General features: G+C 65.2%; 18 protein-coding genes and 1 pseudogene. 12 read left to right on the forward strand and 7 right to left on the reverse strand.

The genetic code is table 11. The features are described from left to right. Positions 1-27: 27 nt before the first annotated feature. A complete protein-coding gene (locus ACVW1C_RS07575) occupies positions 28-285 on the reverse strand; it encodes a DUF6489 family protein (protein WP_092125001.1) in 258 nt (85 codons plus the stop codon). Positions 286-729: 444 nt separating this feature from the next. Between ACVW1C_RS07575 and ACVW1C_RS07580 the strand changes: the two genes are divergently transcribed. From ACVW1C_RS07580 to ACVW1C_RS07635, 12 genes and pseudogenes are all read left to right on the forward strand, one after another. After that, entirely contained in the window at positions 730-2328 is a 1599-nt protein-coding gene (locus ACVW1C_RS07580; protein ID WP_456757872.1) for an ABC transporter substrate-binding protein, read from the forward strand. Between the two features lie 103 nt (positions 2329-2431). Further along, a complete protein-coding gene (locus ACVW1C_RS07585) occupies positions 2432-3412 on the forward strand; it encodes an ABC transporter permease (protein WP_456757873.1) in 981 nt (326 codons plus the stop codon). 11 nt (positions 3413-3423) lie between these two features. Next, a complete protein-coding gene (locus ACVW1C_RS07590) occupies positions 3424-4386 on the forward strand; it encodes an ABC transporter permease (RefSeq protein WP_456757874.1) in 963 nt (320 codons plus the stop codon). Continuing rightward, complete coding sequence (locus ACVW1C_RS07595) at positions 4383-5366, forward strand: ABC transporter ATP-binding protein (protein ID WP_456757875.1); 984 nt, start codon at positions 4383-4385, stop codon at positions 5364-5366. The genes ACVW1C_RS07590 and ACVW1C_RS07595 overlap by 4 nt, the downstream gene beginning before the upstream one ends. Beyond that, the gene (locus ACVW1C_RS07600) at positions 5363-6358 is read left to right on the forward strand and encodes an ABC transporter ATP-binding protein (protein ID WP_456757876.1); all 996 of its coding nucleotides are present in this window, start codon (positions 5363-5365) and stop codon (positions 6356-6358) included. The genes ACVW1C_RS07595 and ACVW1C_RS07600 overlap by 4 nt, the downstream gene beginning before the upstream one ends. A gap of 100 nt (positions 6359-6458) precedes the next feature. Next, entirely contained in the window at positions 6459-8264 is a 1806-nt protein-coding gene (locus ACVW1C_RS07605) for a gamma-glutamyltransferase family protein (RefSeq protein WP_456757877.1), read from the forward strand. A gap of 9 nt (positions 8265-8273) precedes the next feature. Further along, positions 8274-8984: a DUF1028 domain-containing protein gene (locus ACVW1C_RS07610; protein WP_456757878.1), complete on the forward strand. Its 711-nt coding sequence runs from the start codon at positions 8274-8276 to the stop codon at positions 8982-8984. Beyond that, a complete protein-coding gene (locus tag ACVW1C_RS07615; RefSeq protein ID WP_456757879.1) occupies positions 8981-9970 on the forward strand; it encodes an ABC transporter ATP-binding protein in 990 nt (329 codons plus the stop codon). Before ACVW1C_RS07610 ends, ACVW1C_RS07615 begins: the two co-directional genes overlap by 4 nt. Then, on the forward strand, positions 9967-11073 hold the full coding sequence (locus ACVW1C_RS07620) for an ABC transporter ATP-binding protein (protein WP_456757880.1): 1107 nt from the start codon (positions 9967-9969) through the stop codon (positions 11071-11073). Before ACVW1C_RS07615 ends, ACVW1C_RS07620 begins: the two co-directional genes overlap by 4 nt. A 17-nt stretch (positions 11074-11090) precedes the next feature. Further along, positions 11091-12594 (forward strand): annotated as a pseudogene (locus ACVW1C_RS07625) (ABC transporter substrate-binding protein). A 31-nt stretch (positions 12595-12625) separates the two neighbouring features. Continuing rightward, positions 12626-13567 (forward strand): ABC transporter permease, encoded by a 942-nt coding sequence (locus ACVW1C_RS07630; RefSeq protein WP_456757881.1) that lies wholly within the window; start codon positions 12626-12628, stop codon positions 13565-13567. 4 nt (positions 13568-13571) lie between these two features. Continuing rightward, on the forward strand, positions 13572-14459 hold the full coding sequence (locus ACVW1C_RS07635) for an ABC transporter permease (protein WP_456757882.1): 888 nt from the start codon (positions 13572-13574) through the stop codon (positions 14457-14459). Between the two features lie 159 nt (positions 14460-14618). On the opposite strand, the gene cnbZ is transcribed toward ACVW1C_RS07635, so the two are convergent. The 6 genes from cnbZ to ACVW1C_RS07665 all read right to left on the reverse strand — a co-directional run bounded on the left by cnbZ (position 14619) and on the right by ACVW1C_RS07665 (position 21815). Continuing rightward, on the reverse strand, positions 14619-15362 hold the full coding sequence (gene cnbZ / locus ACVW1C_RS07640; RefSeq protein WP_456757883.1) for a 2-amino-5-chloromuconate deaminase CnbZ: 744 nt from the start codon (positions 15360-15362) through the stop codon (positions 14619-14621). Between the two features lie 189 nt (positions 15363-15551). Further along, positions 15552-18653: a multidrug efflux RND transporter permease subunit gene (locus ACVW1C_RS07645; RefSeq protein WP_456757884.1), complete on the reverse strand. Its 3102-nt coding sequence runs from the start codon at positions 18651-18653 to the stop codon at positions 15552-15554. A gap of 80 nt (positions 18654-18733) precedes the next feature. Continuing rightward, positions 18734-19927: an efflux RND transporter periplasmic adaptor subunit gene (locus ACVW1C_RS07650; protein ID WP_456757885.1), complete on the reverse strand. Its 1194-nt coding sequence runs from the start codon at positions 19925-19927 to the stop codon at positions 18734-18736. Position 19928: 1 nt separating this feature from the next. Further along, positions 19929-20630: a TetR/AcrR family transcriptional regulator gene (locus ACVW1C_RS07655; protein ID WP_173641598.1), complete on the reverse strand. Its 702-nt coding sequence runs from the start codon at positions 20628-20630 to the stop codon at positions 19929-19931. A gap of 64 nt (positions 20631-20694) precedes the next feature. Beyond that, positions 20695-21285: a thiamine pyrophosphate-dependent enzyme gene (locus tag ACVW1C_RS07660; protein ID WP_456757886.1), complete on the reverse strand. Its 591-nt coding sequence runs from the start codon at positions 21283-21285 to the stop codon at positions 20695-20697. Further along, a complete protein-coding gene (locus tag ACVW1C_RS07665; RefSeq protein WP_456757887.1) occupies positions 21282-21815 on the reverse strand; it encodes a phosphonopyruvate decarboxylase in 534 nt (177 codons plus the stop codon). Before ACVW1C_RS07665 ends, ACVW1C_RS07660 begins: the two co-directional genes overlap by 4 nt. Positions 21816-21867: the final 52 nt, after the last annotated feature.

The following is a 21867-nucleotide window of genomic DNA, read 5'->3' on the forward strand; positions in this document are numbered from 1 at the left end:
CATCGACGCTCCCTTTCGCGGCCGCCACTATTTCTTGTCCTTCTTGCCCGCGCCGCCGCCGAAGCCGGCCATCGCCACGAACATGTCCTGGAAGCGCTCGGCGAGCTTGGGATCGAAGGTGAACCAGCTTTGCAGCAACGCTTCCGGCGAAACCTTGTCGATGTTCGACAGCATCTGCTGCTGGAGCCTGTCCATCACCGCGTTCTGCATCGGTGCCACGTCCGGCAGGCCGAAGAACTGCCGCGCTTCAAGGGGCGTACAATCTATCTCGACGTTGACCTTCATATCCGCCTCCTCAAATGCGCCTGGCCCGCCTCAGTATCGCCGGGACGGGGTCGGTCACGCAAGCGAGCCGTACCTGCCCCAATGGATAGTCGGCCTCAATCATCCGTTATGGTCAACCCAACCGTTTGGAACGACGGCTCCAAACCGTTTGGAACGACGGCTTCAAACCGTTTGGAGCGACCGCTCCAAACCGCTTGGCGGGACCGGCATCAGCCGGCTCGCCGGCGATCACTCCGGTGCTCGGCAAGCAGCACTCCGAAAGTCGAATGTCACGCGCCCGCACCAACCGCCTACTCTCCTATCGCGTTCATTGCGCTGCACCCGCGCGAACCGATTAACCCTTTGGCAAATCGCGCTTGCGCGGCCGGTAAACTCTGGCAACATGCATCAATAATACCAGCCGGACAAAGCAGCCGGCGGACAAAAACGGGGACGCGGGATCACATGTCGGTACGTTGGAGTTTGTTTGCGGCGACTGCCGTCGCGCTGGTCGCCCTTGCCTTGCCGGCATCGGCGCAGACACTGAAATATGCCAATCAGGGCGAGCTGAAGTCGCTGGATCCGTACACGCTGAAGGAAACCACGACGATCGCGCACCACGCGCACGTCTACGAAGGCCTCACCGCGCGCGACAAGGACCTCAAGATCATCCCGGCACTGGCGGAAAGCTGGGAGACGCTGAGCCCGACCAAATGGCGCTTTCATCTGCGCAAGGGCGTGAAATTCCACAATGGCGATCCCTTCACCGCCGACGACGTGCTGTTCTCCGCCGAGCGCGTCCGCGCCAAGGGCTCCAATTTCCTCAGCAACGTCCCGGCCGACGCCAAGTTCACCAAGGTCGACGACTACACGGTCGACGTGACGCTGGACTCGCCCAATCCCATCCTGACCTCGCAATGGGATAGCTGGTACATCATGGACAAGAAGTGGTGCGAGGAGAACAACGCCGTCGCACCGACGCCGGCCTCCGCGACCACGCCGAGCTACGCGGCGCTGCACGAGAACGGCACCGGCCCCTTCACGATCGAGAGCCACCAGCCCGGCGTGAAGACCGTGTTCAAGGCGTTTCCGGGCTACTGGCGCAAGCCCGAGCATAATCTCAAGGAGATCATCTTCACACCGATCGGCTCCGACGCCACCCGCGTTGCCGCGCTGCTCTCGGGCGAGGTCGATGTCATCGAACCGGTGCCGCTGCAGGACATCCAGCGCGTCAATTCCAGCGGCGTCGCCACCGTCATGACCGCGCCGGAAATCCGCACCATCTTCATCGGCATGGACATGGCGCGCGATGAGCTGCTGTACTCCAACGTCAAGGGCAAGAATCCGTTCAAGGACATCAAGGTCCGCGAAGCTTTCTACAAGACGATCGACGTCGACCTGATCAAGACCCGCGTCATGCGCGGCATGTCGACTCCCTCGACGCTGATGATCGCGCCCGAACTCTATCCGCTGTCGAAGGAGTTCACCCGGCCGAAGCTCGATCCCGATGGCGCGAAGAAGCTGCTGGCCGAGGCCGGCTATCCGAACGGCTTCGAAGTCACGATGGATTGCCCGAACGACCGCTACGTCAACGATGCCGCAATCTGCCAGGCGGTGGTCGGCATGCTGGCCCGCATCGGCATCAAGGTGAACCTGCTGGCGCAGCCGAAGGCGCAGTATTTCGCCAAGGTGCTGAAGCCCGGCGGCTACCAGACCTCGTTGTTCATGCTGGGCTGGACGCCTGCGACCTCGGATTCCCACAACGTGCTGCACGACATCCTCGGTTGCCGTGACGATCCGAAGGACTCCACCCGAGGCGAAGCCAATCTCGGCGGCTACTGCAACAAGGAAGTCGACGCGCTCGCCGACAAGGTCCTGGTCGAGACTGACACTGCCAAGCGCGACCAGTTGATCAAGCAAGCCTATGAGATCGTCATCAAGGATTACGGCTACATTCCGCTGCATCAGCAACCGCTGGTGTGGGGCGTGTCGAAAAAGGTCAAATTGACCCAGCGCGCGGACAATCAGGTGCTGCTCTACTGGGCGACCAAGCAAGGTGAATAGTGGCTCTAGCGAATTGGGTCCCGGAAGCGCAGGCTTCCGGGACCTCTCGCTTTCCGGTCGCGCAAAGCCGCGCGCCGGATGTCAAAAGCAGTGAAAGGTAGAGATGCTCGCTTTCACTCTTCGCCGCGTGCTGCAGGCGATCGGCGTGATGCTCGCCGTAGGCGTCATTGCGTTCGCGATGTTCCGCTTCGCCGGCGATCCGGTGAGCCAGATCGTCTCGATCGACACCTCGGCCGCGCAGCGCGCTGAAATCCGGCGCTCGCTCGGCCTCGACGATTCCGTGCTGGTGCAGTTCGGCCGCTACTTCATCGATGCGCTGCAGTTCAAGTTCGGCGTGTCCTACCAGTTCCGCCTGCCGGTCTCATCGCTGCTGGCCGAACGGCTGCCGGCGACGCTGGAGCTTGCGATCTGCGCCACGGTGTTCGCGATGATCGCCGGCATCCTGATGGGGGTCTACTCGGCGCTGCGCCGCGACACCGTGCTCGCCAAATTATTCCAGGCGGTATCGCTGATCGGCATTTCGCTGCCGACCTTCCTGATCGGCATCCTCCTGATCTATCTGTTCGCGGTGACGCTGGGCTGGCTGCCCTCCTTCGGCCGCGGCGAGGTGGTGAAGCTCGGCTGGTGGTCGACCGGGCTGCTCACCGTCTCCGGCCTGAAGGCGCTGATCATGCCGGCGATCACGCTCGGATTGTTCCAGATGACCCTGATCATGCGGCTGGTGCGCGCCGAAATGCTGGAAGTGCTGCGCACCGACTATATCCGCTTCGCCCGCGCCCGCGGGCTGACCACGCGCGCGATCCATTTCGGCCATGCGCTGAAGAACACCCTGGTTCCGGTGATCACGGTCGCCGGCCTGCAGTTTGGCTCGGTTATTGCTTTCTCGATCATCACCGAAACCGTGTTCCAATGGCCGGGCATGGGACTTCTGTTCGTGCAGGCCGTGCAAAACGTCGATATCCCGATCATGGCCGCGTATCTGTTGATGGTCTCGCTGATCTTCGTCACCATCAATCTCGTCGTCGACATCCTCTACACCGTGGTCGATCCGCGCTTGCGCTCGACCATCGGCCGCGCGGCGTGAGGGGGCAACCGATGTCCGACGCCGTCGTCCCCCATCGCTCCGAAGATCACCCGCAGGCACCTGCCGGCTGGTTCGGGCGCGCGCTCGACAGCGACATCCTCTATTCGTTCCGCCGATCCAGGCTGACGATGGTCGCCGCCGTGATCACGCTGTTGTTCTTCCTGCTGGCGATCTTTGCGTCATGGCTTGCGGTGCAGAACCCGTTCGATCCGGCGCAGCTGCAGCTGATCAACTCGCGGATCGCGCCGCTGTGGACCGCCGACGGCCAGAGCCCGTTCCTGCTCGGCACCGACGAGCAGGGCCGCGACGTGCTCTCGGCGATCCTCTACGGCCTGCGCATCTCGCTTGCGGTCGGCGTTGCCGGCGTGGTGTTCGCCGGCGCGCTCGGCATCGCCCTCGGGCTGGTCGCCGGTTATTTCGGCGGCGTGGTCGACAGCGTGATCATGCGGATCGCCGACGTCCAGCTCACCTTCCCGGCGATCCTGATCGCGCTCCTCGTTAACGGCGTCGCCAAATCGCTGCTCGGCAACCGGCTCGACGAGATGAGCACGTTCGGCGTGCTGGTCATCGCGATCGGCCTCAGTTTCTGGGTGCAATATGCCCGCACCGTGCGCGGCTCGGTCATGGTCGAGAAGAACAAGGACTACGTGGCGGCGGCGCAGCTGATCGGCCTGCCGGCGCCGACGATCATGCTGCGGCACGTGCTGCCGAACACGATGGGCCCGATCCTGGTCATCGCCACCATCAACCTCGCGCTCGCGATCATCACCGAGGCGACGCTGTCTTTCCTCGGCGCCGGCATGCCCGATACCATGCCCTCGCTCGGCACCCTGATCCGGATCGGCAACAACTACCTGTTTGCCGGCGAATGGTGGATCGTCGCCTTTCCAGGTATCGCACTGGCGGGCCTGATCCTCTCCATCAACCTGCTCGGCGACTGGCTGCGCGACGCATTGAACCCAAAGCTCCGATGATCCAGCCTGTTCTCTCCGTGCGCAATCTCGAGGTGGAATTCGTCACCCGGCGCGCGACGCTGCGCGCCATCAACGGTGTGTCGTTCGACATCGCCAAGGGCGAGGTGCTCGGTGTGGTCGGCGAGTCCGGCGCCGGCAAATCGGTCACCGGCCTTGCGGTGATCGGGCTGATCGATCCGCCCGGCCGCATCTCCGGCGGCCAGATCGAGCTCTCGGGCACGCGGATCGACCATCTTCCGCCGGAAGAAATCCGCCGCGTCAGGGGCAAGCGGATCGGCATGATCTTCCAGGACCCGCTGACCAGCCTCAATCCGCTCTACCGGATCGGCGACCAGATCATCGAGACGATTCGCACCCACACCAATCTGAGCGAAAGCGCCGCGCGCCGGCGCGCCATCGATCTGCTCGCCGAGGTCGGCATCCCCGCGCCGGAGAAGCGCATCGACGGCTACCCGCACGAATTCTCCGGCGGCATGCGCCAGCGCGTCGTGATCGCGCTTGCGATCTGCGCCGAGCCCGAGCTGATCATCGCCGACGAGCCGACCACCGCGCTCGACGTCTCGGTGCAGGCGCAGATCATCGCGCTGATCAAGCGGCTCGGCCGCGACCACGGCACCGCCGTGATGCTGGTGACCCACGACATGGGCGTGATCGCCGAGACCTGCGACCGCGTCGCGGTGATGTATTCCGGCCGTATCGCGGAGATCGGCCCGGTGCAGGAGGTGGTGCGCAACCCGCTGCATCCTTACGCCAGGGGCTTGATGGGCGCGATCCCGACGCTCGCAGGCGAGGACAAGCGCCTGGTGCAGATCCCGGGCTCGATGCCGCGGCTATCGGCGATCCCGGCCGGCTGCCCGTTCAATCCGCGCTGTGCGTTTGTCTTCGATCGCTGCCGCGTCGAACGCCCCGAGCCGATCCGGCAGGGCACCCAATCCGTCGCCTGCCATCTGTTCGAACCGGCGAAGGAGACGGCGGCATGAGCGGGACGCTGATCGAGGTCAAGAACCTGCGCCGCGTCTTCGACGTCTCGAAGCCGTGGCTCAACCGCGTGATCGAAGGCGGCCATCTCGAATTCCTGAAGGCCGTCGACGGCGTCAGCTTCGACATCAAGCGCGGCGAGACGTTTGCGCTGGTCGGCGAATCCGGCTCCGGCAAGACCACGGTGGCACGCATGGTGGTCGGCCTGTTGCCGCCGAGCTCGGGCGAGGTCGTCATCGACGGCGTCTCGATGACCGATCCGCGCCAGGCGCAGGCGCGCCGCCGGCTGCGCCGGCGCATCCAGATGGTTTTCCAGGACCCCTATGCCAGCCTCAACCCGCGCTACCGGGTCGCCGCCATCGTGGCCGAGCCGATCCGCGCCTTCGACCTGATCGCGGGCGAACGCGACATCAAGGCCCGGGTCGGCGAACTGCTTTCGCTCGTCGGCCTGCACCCCGACGACGGCCAGAAATTCCCGCATGAGTTTTCCGGCGGCCAACGCCAGCGCATCGCGATCGCCCGCGCACTGGCGTCGGAAGCCGAGTTCATCGTCTGCGACGAGCCGACCTCGGCGCTCGACGTCTCGGTGCAGGCGCAGATCCTCAATCTGATGCGCGACCTGCAGGACAAGTTCGGCCTGACCTATCTGTTCATCAGCCACAATCTCGCGGTTGTCCGCCACATGGCAACCAGGATCGGCGTGATGTATCTCGGCCGCATCGTCGAGATCGCCGAGGGCCGAAAATTGTTCGAGAACCCGCGGATGCCCTACACCAAGATGCTGCTCGGCGCGGTTCCGGACCTTGCGATGTCCGGCCGCCAGCGCATCCCGGTCAAGGGCGAGATCCCCAACCCGATCGATCCGCCGCGGGGCTGCGCGTTCAACCCGCGCTGTCCCCTCGCCTTCGATCTCTGCCGCGAGAAGGCGCCGGAACTGATCGACGGCGTCGCCTGCCACGCCGTCAACAGCCCTGCCGCCGCCGTTCCGGCATGATCACGCGGATGGGAGCGGCCATGTCCACCAAGCGGTTGGCATACCAGCCGGCCTGTGATCAAGTGCGCGCGCCACAAGACCTAGCCGGAAGCGCAGCCCCATGAGCAACGTCAATCCCGATCCGTTCACCACAAGGCCAGAGATCGAAGGTACCTTCGGCGTCGTCACCTCGACCCACTGGATCGCGACCGCAGTCGGCATGGCGGCGTTGGAGAAAGGCGGCAACGCCTTCGACGCCGGCGTTGCGGCGGCGTTCACGTTGCAGGTGGTCGAGCCGCATCTGAACGGCCCCGGCGGCGACGTCCCGCTCATCGTGCACGACGTCAAGCGCGGCAAAACCGAAGTGATCTGCGGCCAGGGACCGGCGCCGGCCAAGGCGACGATCGCGCATTATCGCAGCGAAGGCCTCGAAATGGTGCCCGGCACCGGCCTGCTCGCGGCCTGTGTGCCCGGCACGTTCGAAACCTGGATGCTGCTGCTGCGCGACTACGGCACGATGAAGCTGCGCGACGTGCTGGAGCCGGCGATCGCCTATGCCCGCGACGGCCATCCGCTGGTCGAGCGCGCCTCCGCCACCATCAAGACCGTCGAGCAGCTGTTCCGGAAATACTGGCTCACGTCCGCCGAGATCTATCTGCCTGGTGGCGAGGTGCCGAAGCCCGGCACCATCTTTACCAACAGGAAGCTCGCGGAGACCTACGCTCGCATCCTGACCGAGGCGGAGAGCGCAGGCGGCGACCGCGTGGCGCAGATCGAGCGCGCGCGGCAGGCCTGGTCGAAGGGCTTCGTCGCCGAGGCGATCGACAGATTCTGCCGCACCCAGGAGGTGATGGACGTCTCCGGCTCGCCGCATCGCGGCGTGCTGTCGGCCGACGACATGGCGCGCTGGCAGCCGACCATCGAGGCGCCGCTGACCTACGATTACGGCCGCTACGCCGTGCAGAAGTGCGGCGTCTGGAGCCAGGGTCCGGTGATGCTGCAGCAGCTCGCGCTGCTGAAGGGTTTTGAGCTCGACGGGCTCGATCCCGCGGGCCCCGACTTCATCCATTTGCAGATCGAAGCCGCCAAGCTTGCCTATGCCGATCGCGAGACGTTCTATGGCGATCCCAAGTTCACCGACATCCCGATCGAAACGCTGCTGTCCGATGCCTACAACAACGAACGGCGCAAGCTGATCTCGAAGGACAAGGCGTCGCTCGACTTCCGCCCCGGCTCGGTCACAGGCTTCGGCGGCGTCGTGAAGCTGCGACACGCCGAAGGGCATCGCGAGGCGGTCGGCGCCATGGGCGCGGGAGAGCCGACGGTCGGCCGCTTCGGCGAGGTGCGCGGTGACACCGTGCATTTCGACATCATCGACAAGGCCGGCAACATGATCTCGGCGACGCCGTCCGGCGGCTGGCTGCAATCCTCGCCGGTGATTCCCGAGATCGGCTTCTGCCTCGGCAGCCGCGCCCAGATGTTCTGGCTGGAGGAGAACCACCCTGCCTCGCTGGCGCCGGGCAAGCGGCCGCGCACCACGCTGTCGCCGACCATGGCGCTGCGCGACGGCGAGCCGTATCTCTCTTGGGGCTCGCCGGGCGGCGACCAGCAGGATCAGTGGATCACGCAGTTCTTCCTGCGCCATGTCCACGCCAGGCTCAATCTGCAGGAAGCGATCGACGCGCCGGCCTGGCACTCCGAGCATTTCCCGATTTCGTTCTGGCCGCGCACCTCGCGCCCCGGCGTGCTGGTGCTGGAAAATCGCGTGCCGAAATCGACCATCGACGAATTGAAGCGCCGCGGCCATGTGGTGGAGATTGGCCCGGATTGGTCGGAAGGCCGCCTCACCGCGGCCTCGAAGGTCGGCCCCCGCCGCCGCGCCGCCGCCAACCCGCGCGGCATGCAGGGTTACGCCGCGGGCCGCTAGAGGTTTGGGATGACCTGGTCGATCATCGCCCGCGACAGCGCCACCGGCCAGCTCGGCATCGCCGTCGCAACGCGGTTCTTCGCGGTCGGCGCCCTCGTGCCGCACATTGCACCGGGGATCGGCGCCATTGCGACGCAGGCGCTGGTCAATCCCTATTACGGCATCGACGGCCTCGCGCTGCTGCGCGACGGCAAGAGCCCGCACGAAACCATCGCGGCGCTGCTCGCGCGTGACGGCGGCCGCGAGAGCCGGCAGGTGCATGTCATGGACAGCAAGGGCCGGATCGCCGCCCATTCGGGCAAGGATTGCATCGACTGGTTCGGCCATATCGCCGGCGACGGCTTCTCGATCGCCGGCAATATGCTGGCCGGGCCCGCCGTACTCGACGAGACCGCGCGCGTCTATGCCGCGAACGAGAAGCTGCCGTTCGCGGAGCGGCTGATCAAGGCGATGTTCGCCGGCGAAGCGGCCGGCGGCGACAAGCGCGGCAAGCAATCGGCCGCCCTTCTGATCCACGGAACCGAGCAATGGCCGTTGCTCGACCTGCGGGTCGACGACCACGCCGATCCCTTGCGCGAGCTGGAACGGCTGGAAGCGGTCAGCCGCGACCACTGGGTGCCGTTCCGGAGCTTCATGCCGACCCGCGACAACCCGGCCGGAACCAGCGACCGCGCCAAGATCGACGCCGGCATCGCAGCGGCATCGAAGAGCCGCAAATGACCGCCGGTCCGCTGATCGAGATCGAGGGCCTGCGCGTCACCTTCCACAGCGACGACGGCCGCGTGACGCATGCCGTCGACAGCGTGGACCTTTCCGTCGCCAACGGCGCCACGCTCGGCCTGGTCGGCGAGTCCGGCTGCGGCAAGAGCGTCACCTCGCTTGCGATCATGGGACTGTTGCCGAAGCAGTCGGCCGCGGTCTCCGGCGCGATCCGCTTCGACGGCTTCGACCTGCTTGACGTGCCGGATGCGACGCTGCGCGACCTGCGCGGCAATCGCCTCGCGATGATCTTCCAGGAGCCGATGACCTCGCTCAACCCGAGCTTCACCATCGGCGACCAGATCGCCGAGACCATTTTGCGCCACCGCGGCGGCTCGCGCCGCGCCGCGCGCGAGCGCACCATCGAGCTGCTGCGCCGCGTCCATATTCCCTCGCCCGAGAAGCGCATCGACGAATATCCGCACAAGCTCTCCGGCGGCATGCGCCAGCGCGTGATGATCGCGATGGCGCTGGCCTGCGATCCGCAGCTCCTGATCGCCGATGAGCCGACCACCGCGCTCGACGTCACCCTCCAGGCCCAGATCCTCGATCTGATGCGCGAGCTGAAGGCCGCGAGCGGCGCCGCGATCATCCTGATCACGCACGATCTCGGCGTCGTCGCCGAAGTCTGCGACGAAGTCGCGGTGATGTATGCGGGCGAGATCGTCGAGCGCGCCCCGGTCGACGAGCTGTTTGCCAATCCGCAGCATCCCTACACGGTCGGCCTGCTCGGCTCGATCCCGCGGCTCGACCGCCGCACCAGCCATCTCGCCACCATCGAAGGCATGGTGCCGAACATGGCGAACCCGCCGGCGGGCTGCCGCTTTGCCGCGCGCTGCCCATTCGTGAAAGATGCCTGCACCCGGTCGCCGCCGCCGCTCGCGCTGCTGAGCGCGACCCACGCCTCGCGCTGCATCCGCGCGCCCTTGGAGCGGCTGGTATCATGACTGCGCTGCTCGAGGTCGAAGGGCTGGTGAAGCATTTCGTCGCCGAACGCTCGGTGTTCGGACGGCCGACCGCTCATGTGAAGGCGGTCGACGGCGTCAGCTTCACGGTCGAGGCCGGCAAGACGCTGGCGCTGGTCGGCGAATCCGGCTGCGGCAAATCCACCGTCAGCCGCCTGGTGCTGCGGCTGATCGAGCCGGACGCCGGACGCGTCCACTTCGAGGGCCGCGACCTCCGCGCGCTCAATGCCGAGCAATTGCGCGCGTTCCGCCGCGACGCGCAGCTCATCTTCCAGGACCCCTACGCTTCGCTCAACCCGCGCATGACGGTGAGCCAGATCCTGACCGAGCCGCTGGCGCTGCACGATCTCGTGCCGGCTGCGCGCCGCCGCGAGCGGGTCGAGGAGCTGTTGCGTCTGGTCGGGCTCGAGCCGCGCTTCGCGCGCCGCTATCCGCATGAATTCTCCGGCGGCCAGCGCCAGCGCATCGCGATTGCCCGCGCGCTCGCGGTCGAGCCGAAGCTGATCATCTGCGACGAGCCGGTGTCGGCGCTCGACGTCTCGATCCGCTCGCAGATCCTGAATTTGCTGCGCGACCTGCAGGATCGCCTGAAGCTTGCCTACATCTTCGTCTCGCACGATCTCGCCGTCGTCAAACACATCGCCGACCGTGTCGCCGTGATGAATCTCGGCACTATCGTCGAGACGGCGGAGGCGCAGGCGCTGTTCGCCGCGCCGCGCCATCCCTACAGCCGCGCGCTGTTGTCGGCGATCCCGGTGCCGAAGCCGCGCGCCAGGCGCAGCCGCATCGTGCTGGAGGGTGAGCTGCCGAGCGCGCTCAATCCGCCCTCCGGCTGCCGCTTCCATACCCGCTGCCCCTACGTGATCGCGCGCTGCCGCAACGAGATTCCGCAATTGCTGGCGGATGGCGCGGGCCATGCCACGGCCTGTCACCGCGTCGCCGAACTGCCGCCCGCGGAGACCATCGTTCCCGCCGATGGCGGCTTCTCGCCTACATTGGAGAAATTGGTGGCGGCATTCAGCGGAGCGGCGGAAGGGACCGGCCGCGGCGGGGTTGGTAACGTCGAGACGCTGCCGCAAGCATGATCAAGGGGAGTTGCGCGATGAGGATGTTTCGTTTGGCGGCGACCGCCGCCGCCCTGCTGCTGTCGCTGGCGGCAGGCGCCCAGGCCCAGACCACGCTGCGGATCGGGCTTGCCGAGGACCCCGACGTGCTCGATCCGACCATGGCGCGTACCTATGTCGGCCGCATCGTATTCGCTGCACTTTGCGACAAGCTGTTCGACATCGACGAGAAGCTCAACATCGTGCCGCAACTCGCGCTGTCGCACGAGACTTCCGCCGACGGCAAGGAAGTCACCATCAAGCTCAGGCCCGGCGTCAAGTTCCAGGATGGCGAGCCGCTCGATGCGGAGGCCGCCAAGTTCTCGCTGCAGCGGCATCTGACTCTCCCAGGCTCGTTCCGCAAGCCGGAGCTTGCCAGCATCGATCATATCGACGTCGTCGATCCCCTGACCATCAAGCTCGTGCTCAAGGCACCGTTCTCGCCCCTGATCGCGCAGCTCACCGACCGCGCCGGCATGATGGTGTCGCCCAAGGCCGCCAAGGCTGCCGGCGACAAGCTCGGCCTGCATCCGGTCTGCGCTGGTCCCTACAAATTCGTCGAGCGCGTGCAGCAGGACCGCATCGTGCTGGAGAAATTTGCCGACTACTGGAACAAGGACAACGTCTTCATCGACCGCATCGTCTATCTGCCGATCGTGGATGCCACGGTGCGGCTCGCCAATCTCAAGTCGGGCGGCCTCGACCTGATCGAGCGCGTGCTTGCGACCGACTTGAAGGACGTGCGCGCGGATTCGCGGCTCGAGCGCAATCGAGCTTGGCTATCAGGGCATCACGCTCAATATCGGCAAGGACAAGGCCAAAGGTCCGTTGAGCCAGTCCGCTAAGGTCCGGCAGGCACTCGACCTCTCGATCGATCGCGAGGCGATCAACCAGGTCGTGTTCAACGGCGAGTTCAAGCCGGGAAACCAGTGGATCAGCCCGGATCATCCTTATTACCAGAAGGAGTTTCCGATCCGTCCGCGCGATATCGAGAAGGCCAAGGCACTGTTGAAGGAAGCCGGCGTGACGCCGCCGGTCAGCGTCGATTTCATGGTGCCGAAGGGTCCCGAGACCGAGGCCACCGCGCAGGTGATCCAGTCGATGGCCGCGGAGGCCGGCTTCGACCTCAAGATCCGGGTCACCGAGTTCGCGACGTCGCTCAAGCAGGCCGAGGCCGGCGAATACCAGGCCTATATGCTGGCCTGGAGCGGCCGCATTGATCCGGACGGAAACTCCTACGTCTTCCTGCACAGGGACGCGCCGCAGAACTACAGCGCCTGGGCCAATCCCGAGGCCGACAAGGCGCTCGACGATGCCCGCCTCACCACCGACATGGCGCAGCGCAAGGCAATCTACGCCAAGCTCACCAAGCTCGAGCTTGAGGACGAGGCCATTCTCTATATCTACCACCGCCGCATCATCATCGCGCACACCACCAAGCTCGACGGCTACAAGCAGATGCCCGACGGCCTGGTGCGCGTGGTCGGGCTCAAGCTGAAGTGATCGCGCCGGTGTCCGGGACACGAGCATCGCCATGCTGAACTTCCTCGCCAAGCGGCTGGTTCAAACCGTCCCGACGCTGTTCTTCGTTTCGGTGCTGATCTTCTCGCTGCAGCATTTGCTGCCAGGCGACCCGGCGCTGGTGATGGCCGGCGAGGAGCGCGACCCGGCCGTGATCGCGCAGATCCGTGCGCAGTACCATCTCGATCAGCCGATCCCGGTGCAATATGTCTACTGGATCAAGGGTGTGCTGTCGGGCGACTTCGGCGAGTCCTTGCGCAACAAGATGCCGGTGCTGGAGCTGATTGCGCAGAAGCTGCCGGTCACGCTGCAGCTTGCGGGCATGGCGATCGTGATCGCCTTCCTGATCGGCATTCCCGCCGGCATCGTCTCGGCCGTCAAGAAAGGCACCGCCTGGGACTACGGCGCCAATTTGTTCGCGCTGTGGGGCATCTCGACGCCGAACTTCTGGCTCGGCATCATGCTGATCTTCCTGTTCTCCATTGAACTCGGCTGGCTTCCGGCGTCCGGCTATGTGCCGCTGACCGAGAACTGGCGCGCCAGCCTCGCCGCCACCATCATGCCGGCCTTCGTCCTCGGCAATGCGATCGCCGCGGTCCTGATGCGTCATACACGAAGCGCCATGCTGCAGGTGCTGGAGAGCGACTATGTCCGCACCGCGCGCGCCAAGGGCTTGTCCGAGCGCACGGTGATCCTCAAGCATGCGATGCGCAACGCGCTGACGCCGATCATCACGCTCGGCGCGCTCGAGCTCGGCACGCTGCTGTCGGGTGCGGTTCTTACCGAGCAGATCTTCTCGATCCCGGGCTTCGGCAAGCTGATCGTCGATGCCGTGTTCAACCGCGACTATGCCGTCGTGCAGGGCGTGGTGCTGACAACGGCGACGATCTACATCACGCTCAACCTGATCGCCGACATCGCCTACATCCTCGTCAATCCGCGGCTGAGGGGCTGATCGGATGACCGACGCGGTACTCAGCACATCAGCTTCGCTTGCCGCCGAGACGCTGGAGAGCCCGGCACGGCGCGCCGGGCGGCGGCTGATCCGGCGCAAGGGTGCCGTGCTCGGGCTCGCCGTGATCGCGCTCTTTGTTCTGCTCGCCGTCTTCGCGCCGCTGATCGTGCCCTATGATCCGATCGCGACGAGCTGGTCGCTGGTCCGCAAGGCGCCGTCGATGCAGCACTGGTTCGGCACCGATGAGCTCGGCCGCGACGTGCTCGCCCGCGTCGTGTTCGGCGCCCGCGCCTCGCTGCTTGCCGGCGTCATCTCGGTCAGCATCGCGCTTGCGATCGGCGTACCGCTCGGGCTCGTCGCCGGCTATCGCGGCGGCTTCATCGACGCGCTCATCAGCCGTATCACCGATGCGATGCTGGCCTGCCCGTTCCTGATCCTGGCGATCGCGCTCGCCGCCTTCCTCGGGCCGAGCCTCGGCAATGCGATGATCGCGATCGGCGTCTCGGCGACCCCGATCTTCATCCGCCTGACCCGCGGCCAGGTGATGAGCGTCAAGGTCGAGGACTATGTCGAGGCCGCACGCGCCATGGGCAATCCGCGCTGGCGCATCGCGCTGGTTCACATCCTGCCCAATATCCTGCCGGCTCTTTTGGTACAGGCTACGCTGTCGATCGCGGCCGCGATCATCGCCGAGGCCGCGCTGTCCTTTCTCGGCCTCGGCCAGCAGCCGCCGGCGCCGTCCTGGGGCAGCATGCTCAACGCCGCGCAACGCTTCCTGACCAGCGCGCCATGGATGGCGATCTGGCCGGGGCTTGCGATCTTCCTGGTCGTGCTGTCGTTCAACCTGGTCGGCGACGGCCTGCGCGACGCGCTGGACCCGAAGGCGCGGTGAGGCTGATCTGAGCCTCCATCCCTTCCCGTCATCCTGAGGTGCGAGCGGAGCGAGCCTCGAAGGATGCACGGCCACCAGTCGGGCCATGCATCCCTCGAGACGCGCTACGCGCTCCTCAGGATGACGGGACTCGTAGCATGCGTACCCAAAGCTCTTCAGCTAAATCACCACCTCGCGCAGCACCCTCCTGCAATCCATCTCGTATTCGAGATCGACCACCGGTGGGCGGCAGAAGTGCCAGGTCAAGCCGGAGCGCGTGGCGCTGCGGCGGACCAGCTCGTCGACGATCACGGGATGGATGTCGTGCACGGTGTAGGCTTGCACCGCTGTCGTCTCCGCCCAGCCGAAGCTGAACTCCGCAAGACGGCGCTCCATCTCGGCGGTGGTGAAGCGGACCTTCTCCCGCCACGCGCCGGGGCTGAGATCGCGATAGCAAACGATGCGGTCGGGGTAGCTGGCAGTGCCACTGCGGGCTTCGGCGCCGCCCGCGATCACGAAGGACGGCGAGGTGCTCGCGCTCGGCCGCGTGAACGAGAACGCATGGAACGACGGCTCGGCCGCCGGATCGATCTCGGGACAGACATTGCTGCGCGCCACCGGATTGATGGTGCCGTCGAACAGGCCCCATTCGGCGAGCGTCTTGACATAATGCTGGTTGAAGGCGCGGAAGCCGTCCTCGGTAAAGGCGGCCGGTGAACGCAGTTCGCAGGCGCAGAACGAGGTCAGCGGCCGGCCGGCGTCCTTGATGTAGGCGGCAATGCGCGCAAAACCTTCCGCAAGCGGCACCAGGCGATCGAAGCGCACCCGCTCGATCTCATAGCCCGCGTTCGCCTGCGCACCACTTGAATATTGGAACACGGCCGGAATGAACCGGTAATTGCCCGCCGCGAATTCGCTCGCCATGCCTGTTTCCTCCAGATCTTGTGAGGAGCATAGCGCTTTCGAGCGAATTGGTCTCCCGGTTCGGGTCAAGAAAACGCGTCAAGCCAAGCAGTGTTCGGCCCGCCCATCGGCAAGGCGTTCGCGGGACAAAGAAAGGCGGCAGTGGCTGTCGCCAATGCCGCCTTTCCTGCGAGCATGAGCTTGGAGGGCTCAAGTCGGTTTCAGTGCGCCGCCGCGGCCTTCGAGTTCGTAGTCGGCGATCTGCTTGGCACGCTCGGACCGTGCCGCGGCCTGGTGGTCGGTCGCAATCACCGTGTAGACCATCGGCAGCACGAACAGCGTGAACAGCGTGCCGATCGTCATGCCGGTGACGACGACAAGCCCGATCGAGAAGCGGCTTGCGGCACCGGCGCCCGAGGCGGTGAGCAGCGGCAGCAGGCCGGTGACCATGGCCGCCGTCGTCATCAGGATCGGCCGCAGACGAATCCGGGCCGCCATTTCGATCGCGGAACGGCGGTCCAATCCCTCGTTGAGTTGCAGCTCGTTGGCGAACTCCACCATCAGGATGCCGTGCTTGGTGATCAGTCCGACCAGCGTCAGCAGGCCGACCTGGGTGTAGATGTTCATGGTGGCGACGCCGAAGAACAACGGGATCAGGGCACCGACGATCGCCATCGGCACGCTGATCATGATCACGAATGGATCGCGCAGGCTCTCGAACTGCGCCGCCAGCACCAGGAAGATGATGATGATGGCGAACGCGAAGGTGACCAGCAGCTGGTTGCCTTCATGGACGTACTGCCGGGAGTCGGCCAGGAAGTCGTAGCTGAAGCCGGACGGCAGCTTCTTGGCTTCACCCTGCAGGAACTCCACCGCCTGCCCCATCGAAACACCGGGCATCGGCACGGCCTGGAAGGTCGACGAGTTGAGCTGGTTGTAGTGGGTCAGCGCGTTCGGATCGACGCCGGTCTCGACCGTAACCACGGTCGACAGCCGCACCAGCTGCCCGGTCGTGGTCGGGACGTAATAGTTGTCGAACGATTCCGGTGCGAGCCGGCTGGCGCGCGGCACCTGCGGGATCACCTGATAGGAGCGTCCTTCGAGGTTGAAGCGGTTGACATAGTTGCCGCCGAGCAGCGTCGCCAGCGCGCCGCCGATCGACTGCATGGTGATGCCGAGGTCGCTCGCCTTGGAGCGATCGACCTTCACCCGGACCACCGGCTGGTTGAAGTCGAGGTCGCTGTCGGTGACGATGAACAAGCCGCTCTTGCGCGCGGCACCCTTCAGCTTGTTCATCTGGTCGAACACCTGCTGGAATCCGGCCGTCGACGAGATCACCATCTGCACCGGCAGACCGCCGGGACCGCCGGGCAACGGCGGCAGGCTGAACGCGAACGCGCTGATGCCTTCGATCTTCGACAGTTCGGCCTGCACCAGCGGCTGCAGCGCCTGCGCGCTACGCTTGCGCTCGTCCCACGGCTTGAGCAGCATGCCGGCGAAGCCGCCCTGCGGACCGGTGATGCCGTTCAGGATGAACCGCAGGTCGGTCTCGGGAAACTTCTGGAACTCCTTGTCCATCTTGTCGCCGTAGAAATCGATGTAGTCGATGTTGGCGTATTTCGGTGCCTTGGTCACCGCGAACACGATGCCCTGGTCCTCCTGCGGCGCCAGCTCCTTCTGGATGTGCATATAGAGGAAGCCGACCAGGCCGAGGATGGTCACGGCGAACAGGGCCGTGATCGGGCGGTAGTCGAGCGAACGGTCGAGCTGGCGGCCGTAGGCGCGCGTCAACGCGCCGAAGACGCGATTGACCAGCTTGGCGAAACGCCCCTCTTCCGCGCTCTTCAGGAACACCGAGCACATCATCGGCGACAGCGTCAGCGCGATCACACCCGACACGATCACCGAGCCGGCCAGCGTGAACGCGAATTCGCGGAACAGCGTGCCGGTGACGCCGCCAAGGAAGCCGATCGGCGCATACACCGCCGCGAGCGTGATCGTCATCGAGACGACCGGGCCCACGATCTCGCGCGCACCTTTCAGCGATGCCTGCACCGGTGGCAGGCCCTCCTCGAGATGTCGATGGATGTTCTCCACCACCACGATGGCGTCGTCGACCACGAGGCCGATCGCCAGCACCATCGCCAGCAGCGTCAGCAGGTTGAAGCTGAAGCCCGCTGCCAGCATCAGGATGCAGACGCCGATCAGCGACAGCGGAATGGTGACGACGGGGATGATCACCGAGCGCAGCGACGCCAGGAACAGGAAGATAACGACGACGACGATCAGGACCGCTTCGGTCAGCGTCTTCTCGACCTCGTCGATCGACGATTGGATGAACTTGGTGGAGTCGTAGGCCACCTTCATCTTCATCGACGGCGGCAGGTTGCGCTCGAGGTCGGGGAACAGCGCGCGCACGCCCTTCACCAGGGTCAGCGGGTTGCCCTGCGGCGTCGCCTTGATGCCAATGAAGATCGCATGCTCGCCGTTGAAGGCGACGCTGGCGTCGGTCGACTGCGCCGCGAGCTCCACCGTCGCGATGTCCTCGATGCGCACGAAGCCGCCATCCTTCGCCTTCACGATCATCCGCTTGAACTGATCGATGTTCTGAAGGTCGGTATTGGCCGAGACGTTGGAGACGATGAAGAAGCCCTTGGTCTGGCCGGCGGCCGCCTGGAAGTTGTTGGCGGCGATCGCAGATGCAACGTCGTTGGGCGACACGCCGCGTCCGGCCATCCGGTTCGGATCGAGCCAGACGCGCATCGCGAAGGTCTGGCCGCCCAGGATGTCGGCCGAAGCGACGCCGTCGACCGTCGAGAGCACCGGCTGCACGACGCGGGTCAGATAGTCCGAGATCGCCGATCCGGTCAGCTCTTCGCTGGAGAAGCCGAGATACATCACCGCGATGGTGTCGCCGGTCGCCTTGCTCACGACCGGATCGAAGGCTTCCTTCGGGATCAGATATTTGACCGAATTGACCTTGGCGAGCACTTCGGTCAGCGCCTGGTTCGGATCGTGATTGAGCTTGACGTAGACCTGGATCGTCGAGGTGCCGAGCACCGAGTTCGACGTCATGTAGTCGACGCCTTCGGCCGAAGCGACGGCCTGCTCGATCGGCGTGGTGATGAAGCCGTTGATCAGCTCGGGCGACGCGCCGGGATAGGACGTCGTGATCGTCACGACGGTATTCGACAGGTTCGGATATTGCCGGATCGGCAGCACCATCGCCGCGCGCAAGCCGATCAAGAGGATCAGCAGGCTGACCACGACCGACAGCACCGGGCGCTTGATGAAAATATCAGTGAAGGCCATCGCCAACTCGATTCGTGTTGTCTGCCGGTTGCGGCAACATGTGGCGGAGGGCCATTCGGCCCTCCGGGTTAAGGTCGGAATTAGTAGCGCGGCGGCTCGGCCGGAACCGGCGGCGGCGGATCGGTCGAGATCACAACCGGCATGCCCGATTGCAGCTTGATCTGGCCGACGGCCACGACCTTGTCCCCGGCCTTCAGGCCCTTGAGGATCTCGACGCGGCCTTCGACGCGGTTGCCGGTCTTCACGAAGGTGCGGTCCGCGGTCAGCGTGGTCTTGCCGTCCTCACCCTTCTTCTCGGTGATCAGGAACACCGAGTCGCCGTACAGCGTGTAATCGACCGCGGTTTCCGGAATGGTCACGACCGGCGGCTTCTCGGGCAGCACGATCGTGGTGGTCGCGAACATGCCGGGCTTGAGGATGCTGTCCGGATTCTGGATCGTGGCCTGCACCCGGATGTTGCGGGTCTCGGTTGCGATCTGCGGCTCGATGGTGGTGATCTTGCCCTCGAAGGTGCGGCCCGGATAGGCGTCGACAGCGACCCGCACGGTCTGGCCGACCTTGATCTGCGAGCTCTGCTTCTCGGTCACGGTCAGGTTGGCGTACAGCACCGACAGATCAGTCAAGGACACGATCTGCGTGCCGGCCGTCAGATACTGGCCGACTTCGACCTGGCGAACGCCGAGATCACCTTCGAACGGCGCGCGCACCAGCTTCTGCGAGATCAGCGCTTCAGTCTTGGCAATGCCCGCCTTGGCCTGGTCGTAGGCAGCCTGCGCCGTATCGACGGTCGACTGCGGTCCGAACTGGCGCGACGCCAGCTGCTTGGCGCGGTCGAGCTGCTGCTCGCCCACGGTCGCCTGCGCCTTGAAGCTGGCGAGGTCGCCCTGCTCCGGTGCATCGAACAACTGCACCAGCGGCGTGCCCGCCTTCACATGGCTGCCGGCGGTGAACAGGATCTGGGTGATGCGGCCCGGTACGTCGGTCGTGACATTGACCTGGTGCACGGCGACGAGATCGCCGACGGCGGTCAGCAGATTCGGAATCACCTCGGTCTTCGCCTCGGCGATCGAGACGTTCGACGGCGGCGGCTTATTGTTGGCGAAGAACTGCGCGATCATGTGGCTGCGGAAGGCGTTGAAGCCGACCAGCGCGCCGACCAGCAGGGCCAGCAGCAGTCCCACGATGATGAACCAGCGCACCAGACGGACCGGGCGCTTGGCTTGCTTCTCCTTGATCGGTTGCCCCGAGATGTGGCTTTCGGTCTGAATATTCATGTCATGCACTTTCTGCAGTTACCGACGGTCCTGCGCTCGGCGACGGCTGGCGGCCCAAATGAGTTGAAATTGCGGCTTCGGTAAGTCCGATGCCGCGAAGAATGAACTGGCAAAGCTGCCGCTCGGCCGCGGCGGCATCCCCATAGGGGAGACAAGGTGTCGCAGGCAGTTGCGTCAGCGCGCCCATAAGCACGGTATGGTGCGCAAACCAGAACAGGTTGAGCGGCTCGTCACCGATCCGCGTCGCTTCGCCAGCCGCGATCGCGCGCTCGAGCGAGGCAGCGAAAGTCGGGCCGATCAGCTTGCCGACCTTGTCGTAGAGCAAGCGCGCAAACTCGCCGTCGTCGAGATGGCTCGTCACCATCAGCCGCATCCGTTGCGCCTCTTCCTGGTCCGGCGCGTCGCGCAGCTGCATGAAATGGCCGACCATGCCCTGCACCAGTTCGATCAGCGTCGCGGTGGAGGGCTCCTGGCCGAGCAGATGCGCGAGATCGGGATCCGCCTCGCACTCTTCGGCAAGGATTTCGGCGTAGAGCGCCGCCTTCGACGGGAAGTGCTTGAACAGCAGCCCTTCCGAAATGGCAGCCGCGGCCGCCACGCTCTTTGTCGTGGTGCCGGCAAAGCCGTTGCGGGCGAAACACCGCTTGGCGGCGCTCAGGATCAACTGACGCCGCAAGTCACTCGTCATGCGTAAGGTAGACATTTGGATCGTGAGTAATCACTCACTTTACCAAAAGTCAAGGTTCTATTGCACCGCGAAAGTCGCTTTATATCGGAGTGTGTCCGATCGACCCTCTGATCCGGTTGACGATGTAGGTGCCGTCGCGGCCGGACAGCACGCGTTCCAGATTGTCCCCGTCGATCTTCACGCTGGCGAACCGCGGCCCCGCCGTAACATCTTGCAAAGACGAAGCAAAAGCCTCGACCTCGGCCATCGTGCTGATCGCCCGGCTATCCCCGATTCCGCAGGCCTTGGCAACACCCACGAGGTCGGCGGGCCCGCCGGTATGGCTGGCCTGGCCGCCGGTCTCGCCATAGGCCTCGTTGTCGAGCACGATGATCGAGAGGTTTGTCGGCTGCTGCAGCGCGACGGTCGCGAGGCTCCCCATCCCCATCAGCATCTCGCCGTCGCCGGTGATCACGACAACCGGCAGCGTCGGCTGGGCCAGCGCGAGGCCGAGCCCGATCATCACCGCGCCGCCCATGCCGCCCCACAGATAGAAGTTGCGGTCGTGGTCGCCGGCCGCGGCGATGTCGTAGGTCGAGGCACCGAGGCCGCCGATGGCGAAGGCGCCCTTGCGATCCCTCAGCAGTTCGGAAACCACGGCGCGGCGGTCGAGGAGATTGGCTGTGCTCATTTGGTGAAGACCTTTGCCCCGATCAGGCGCTGCGACAGCAGGACGGCGGTTGGCGTGCAGGCGTTATAGGCTTGCGCGGCGCCGGCTTCGACGACTTCGCGGACTTCATCAGGACGCGAGGCGCGCAGCACCTTGATCCCCGCCAATTCGAGAATGCCCTGAGTGTTCGAGCCCATCGGCACCTGCCAGGGATTGAACTCGCCCCATTCGCCGCGCATCGTCACCAACGTCAGGAACGGCAAGCGGAAGATCTGCACCAATGACAGCATGTTGATGCAATTGCCGACCCCGCTCGACTGCATTAGCAGCACGCCGCGCTGGCCGCCGGCCCAGGCGCCTGCGAGCAGCGCCACGCCCTCCTCCTCGGTGGTCAGCGCAATGCCGCGCATCGAGGACGATTCCAGCACGCGCTCGATCAGCTCTGAATGCCCGGCGTCCGGCACGTAGGGCACCTGACGCACCTCGAAGCGCTGCAGAATCGAAAAAATCTCCTCGGGCCAGGAGGCCGCGGTGTCGGCTCGGGCATGCATCGGCGTTTCCGGTCTTGATTGTTTGGCCGCGACTGTAGAGGGGCGCACGCGC

The organism is Bradyrhizobium sp. USDA 4011 (assembly GCF_054063415.1).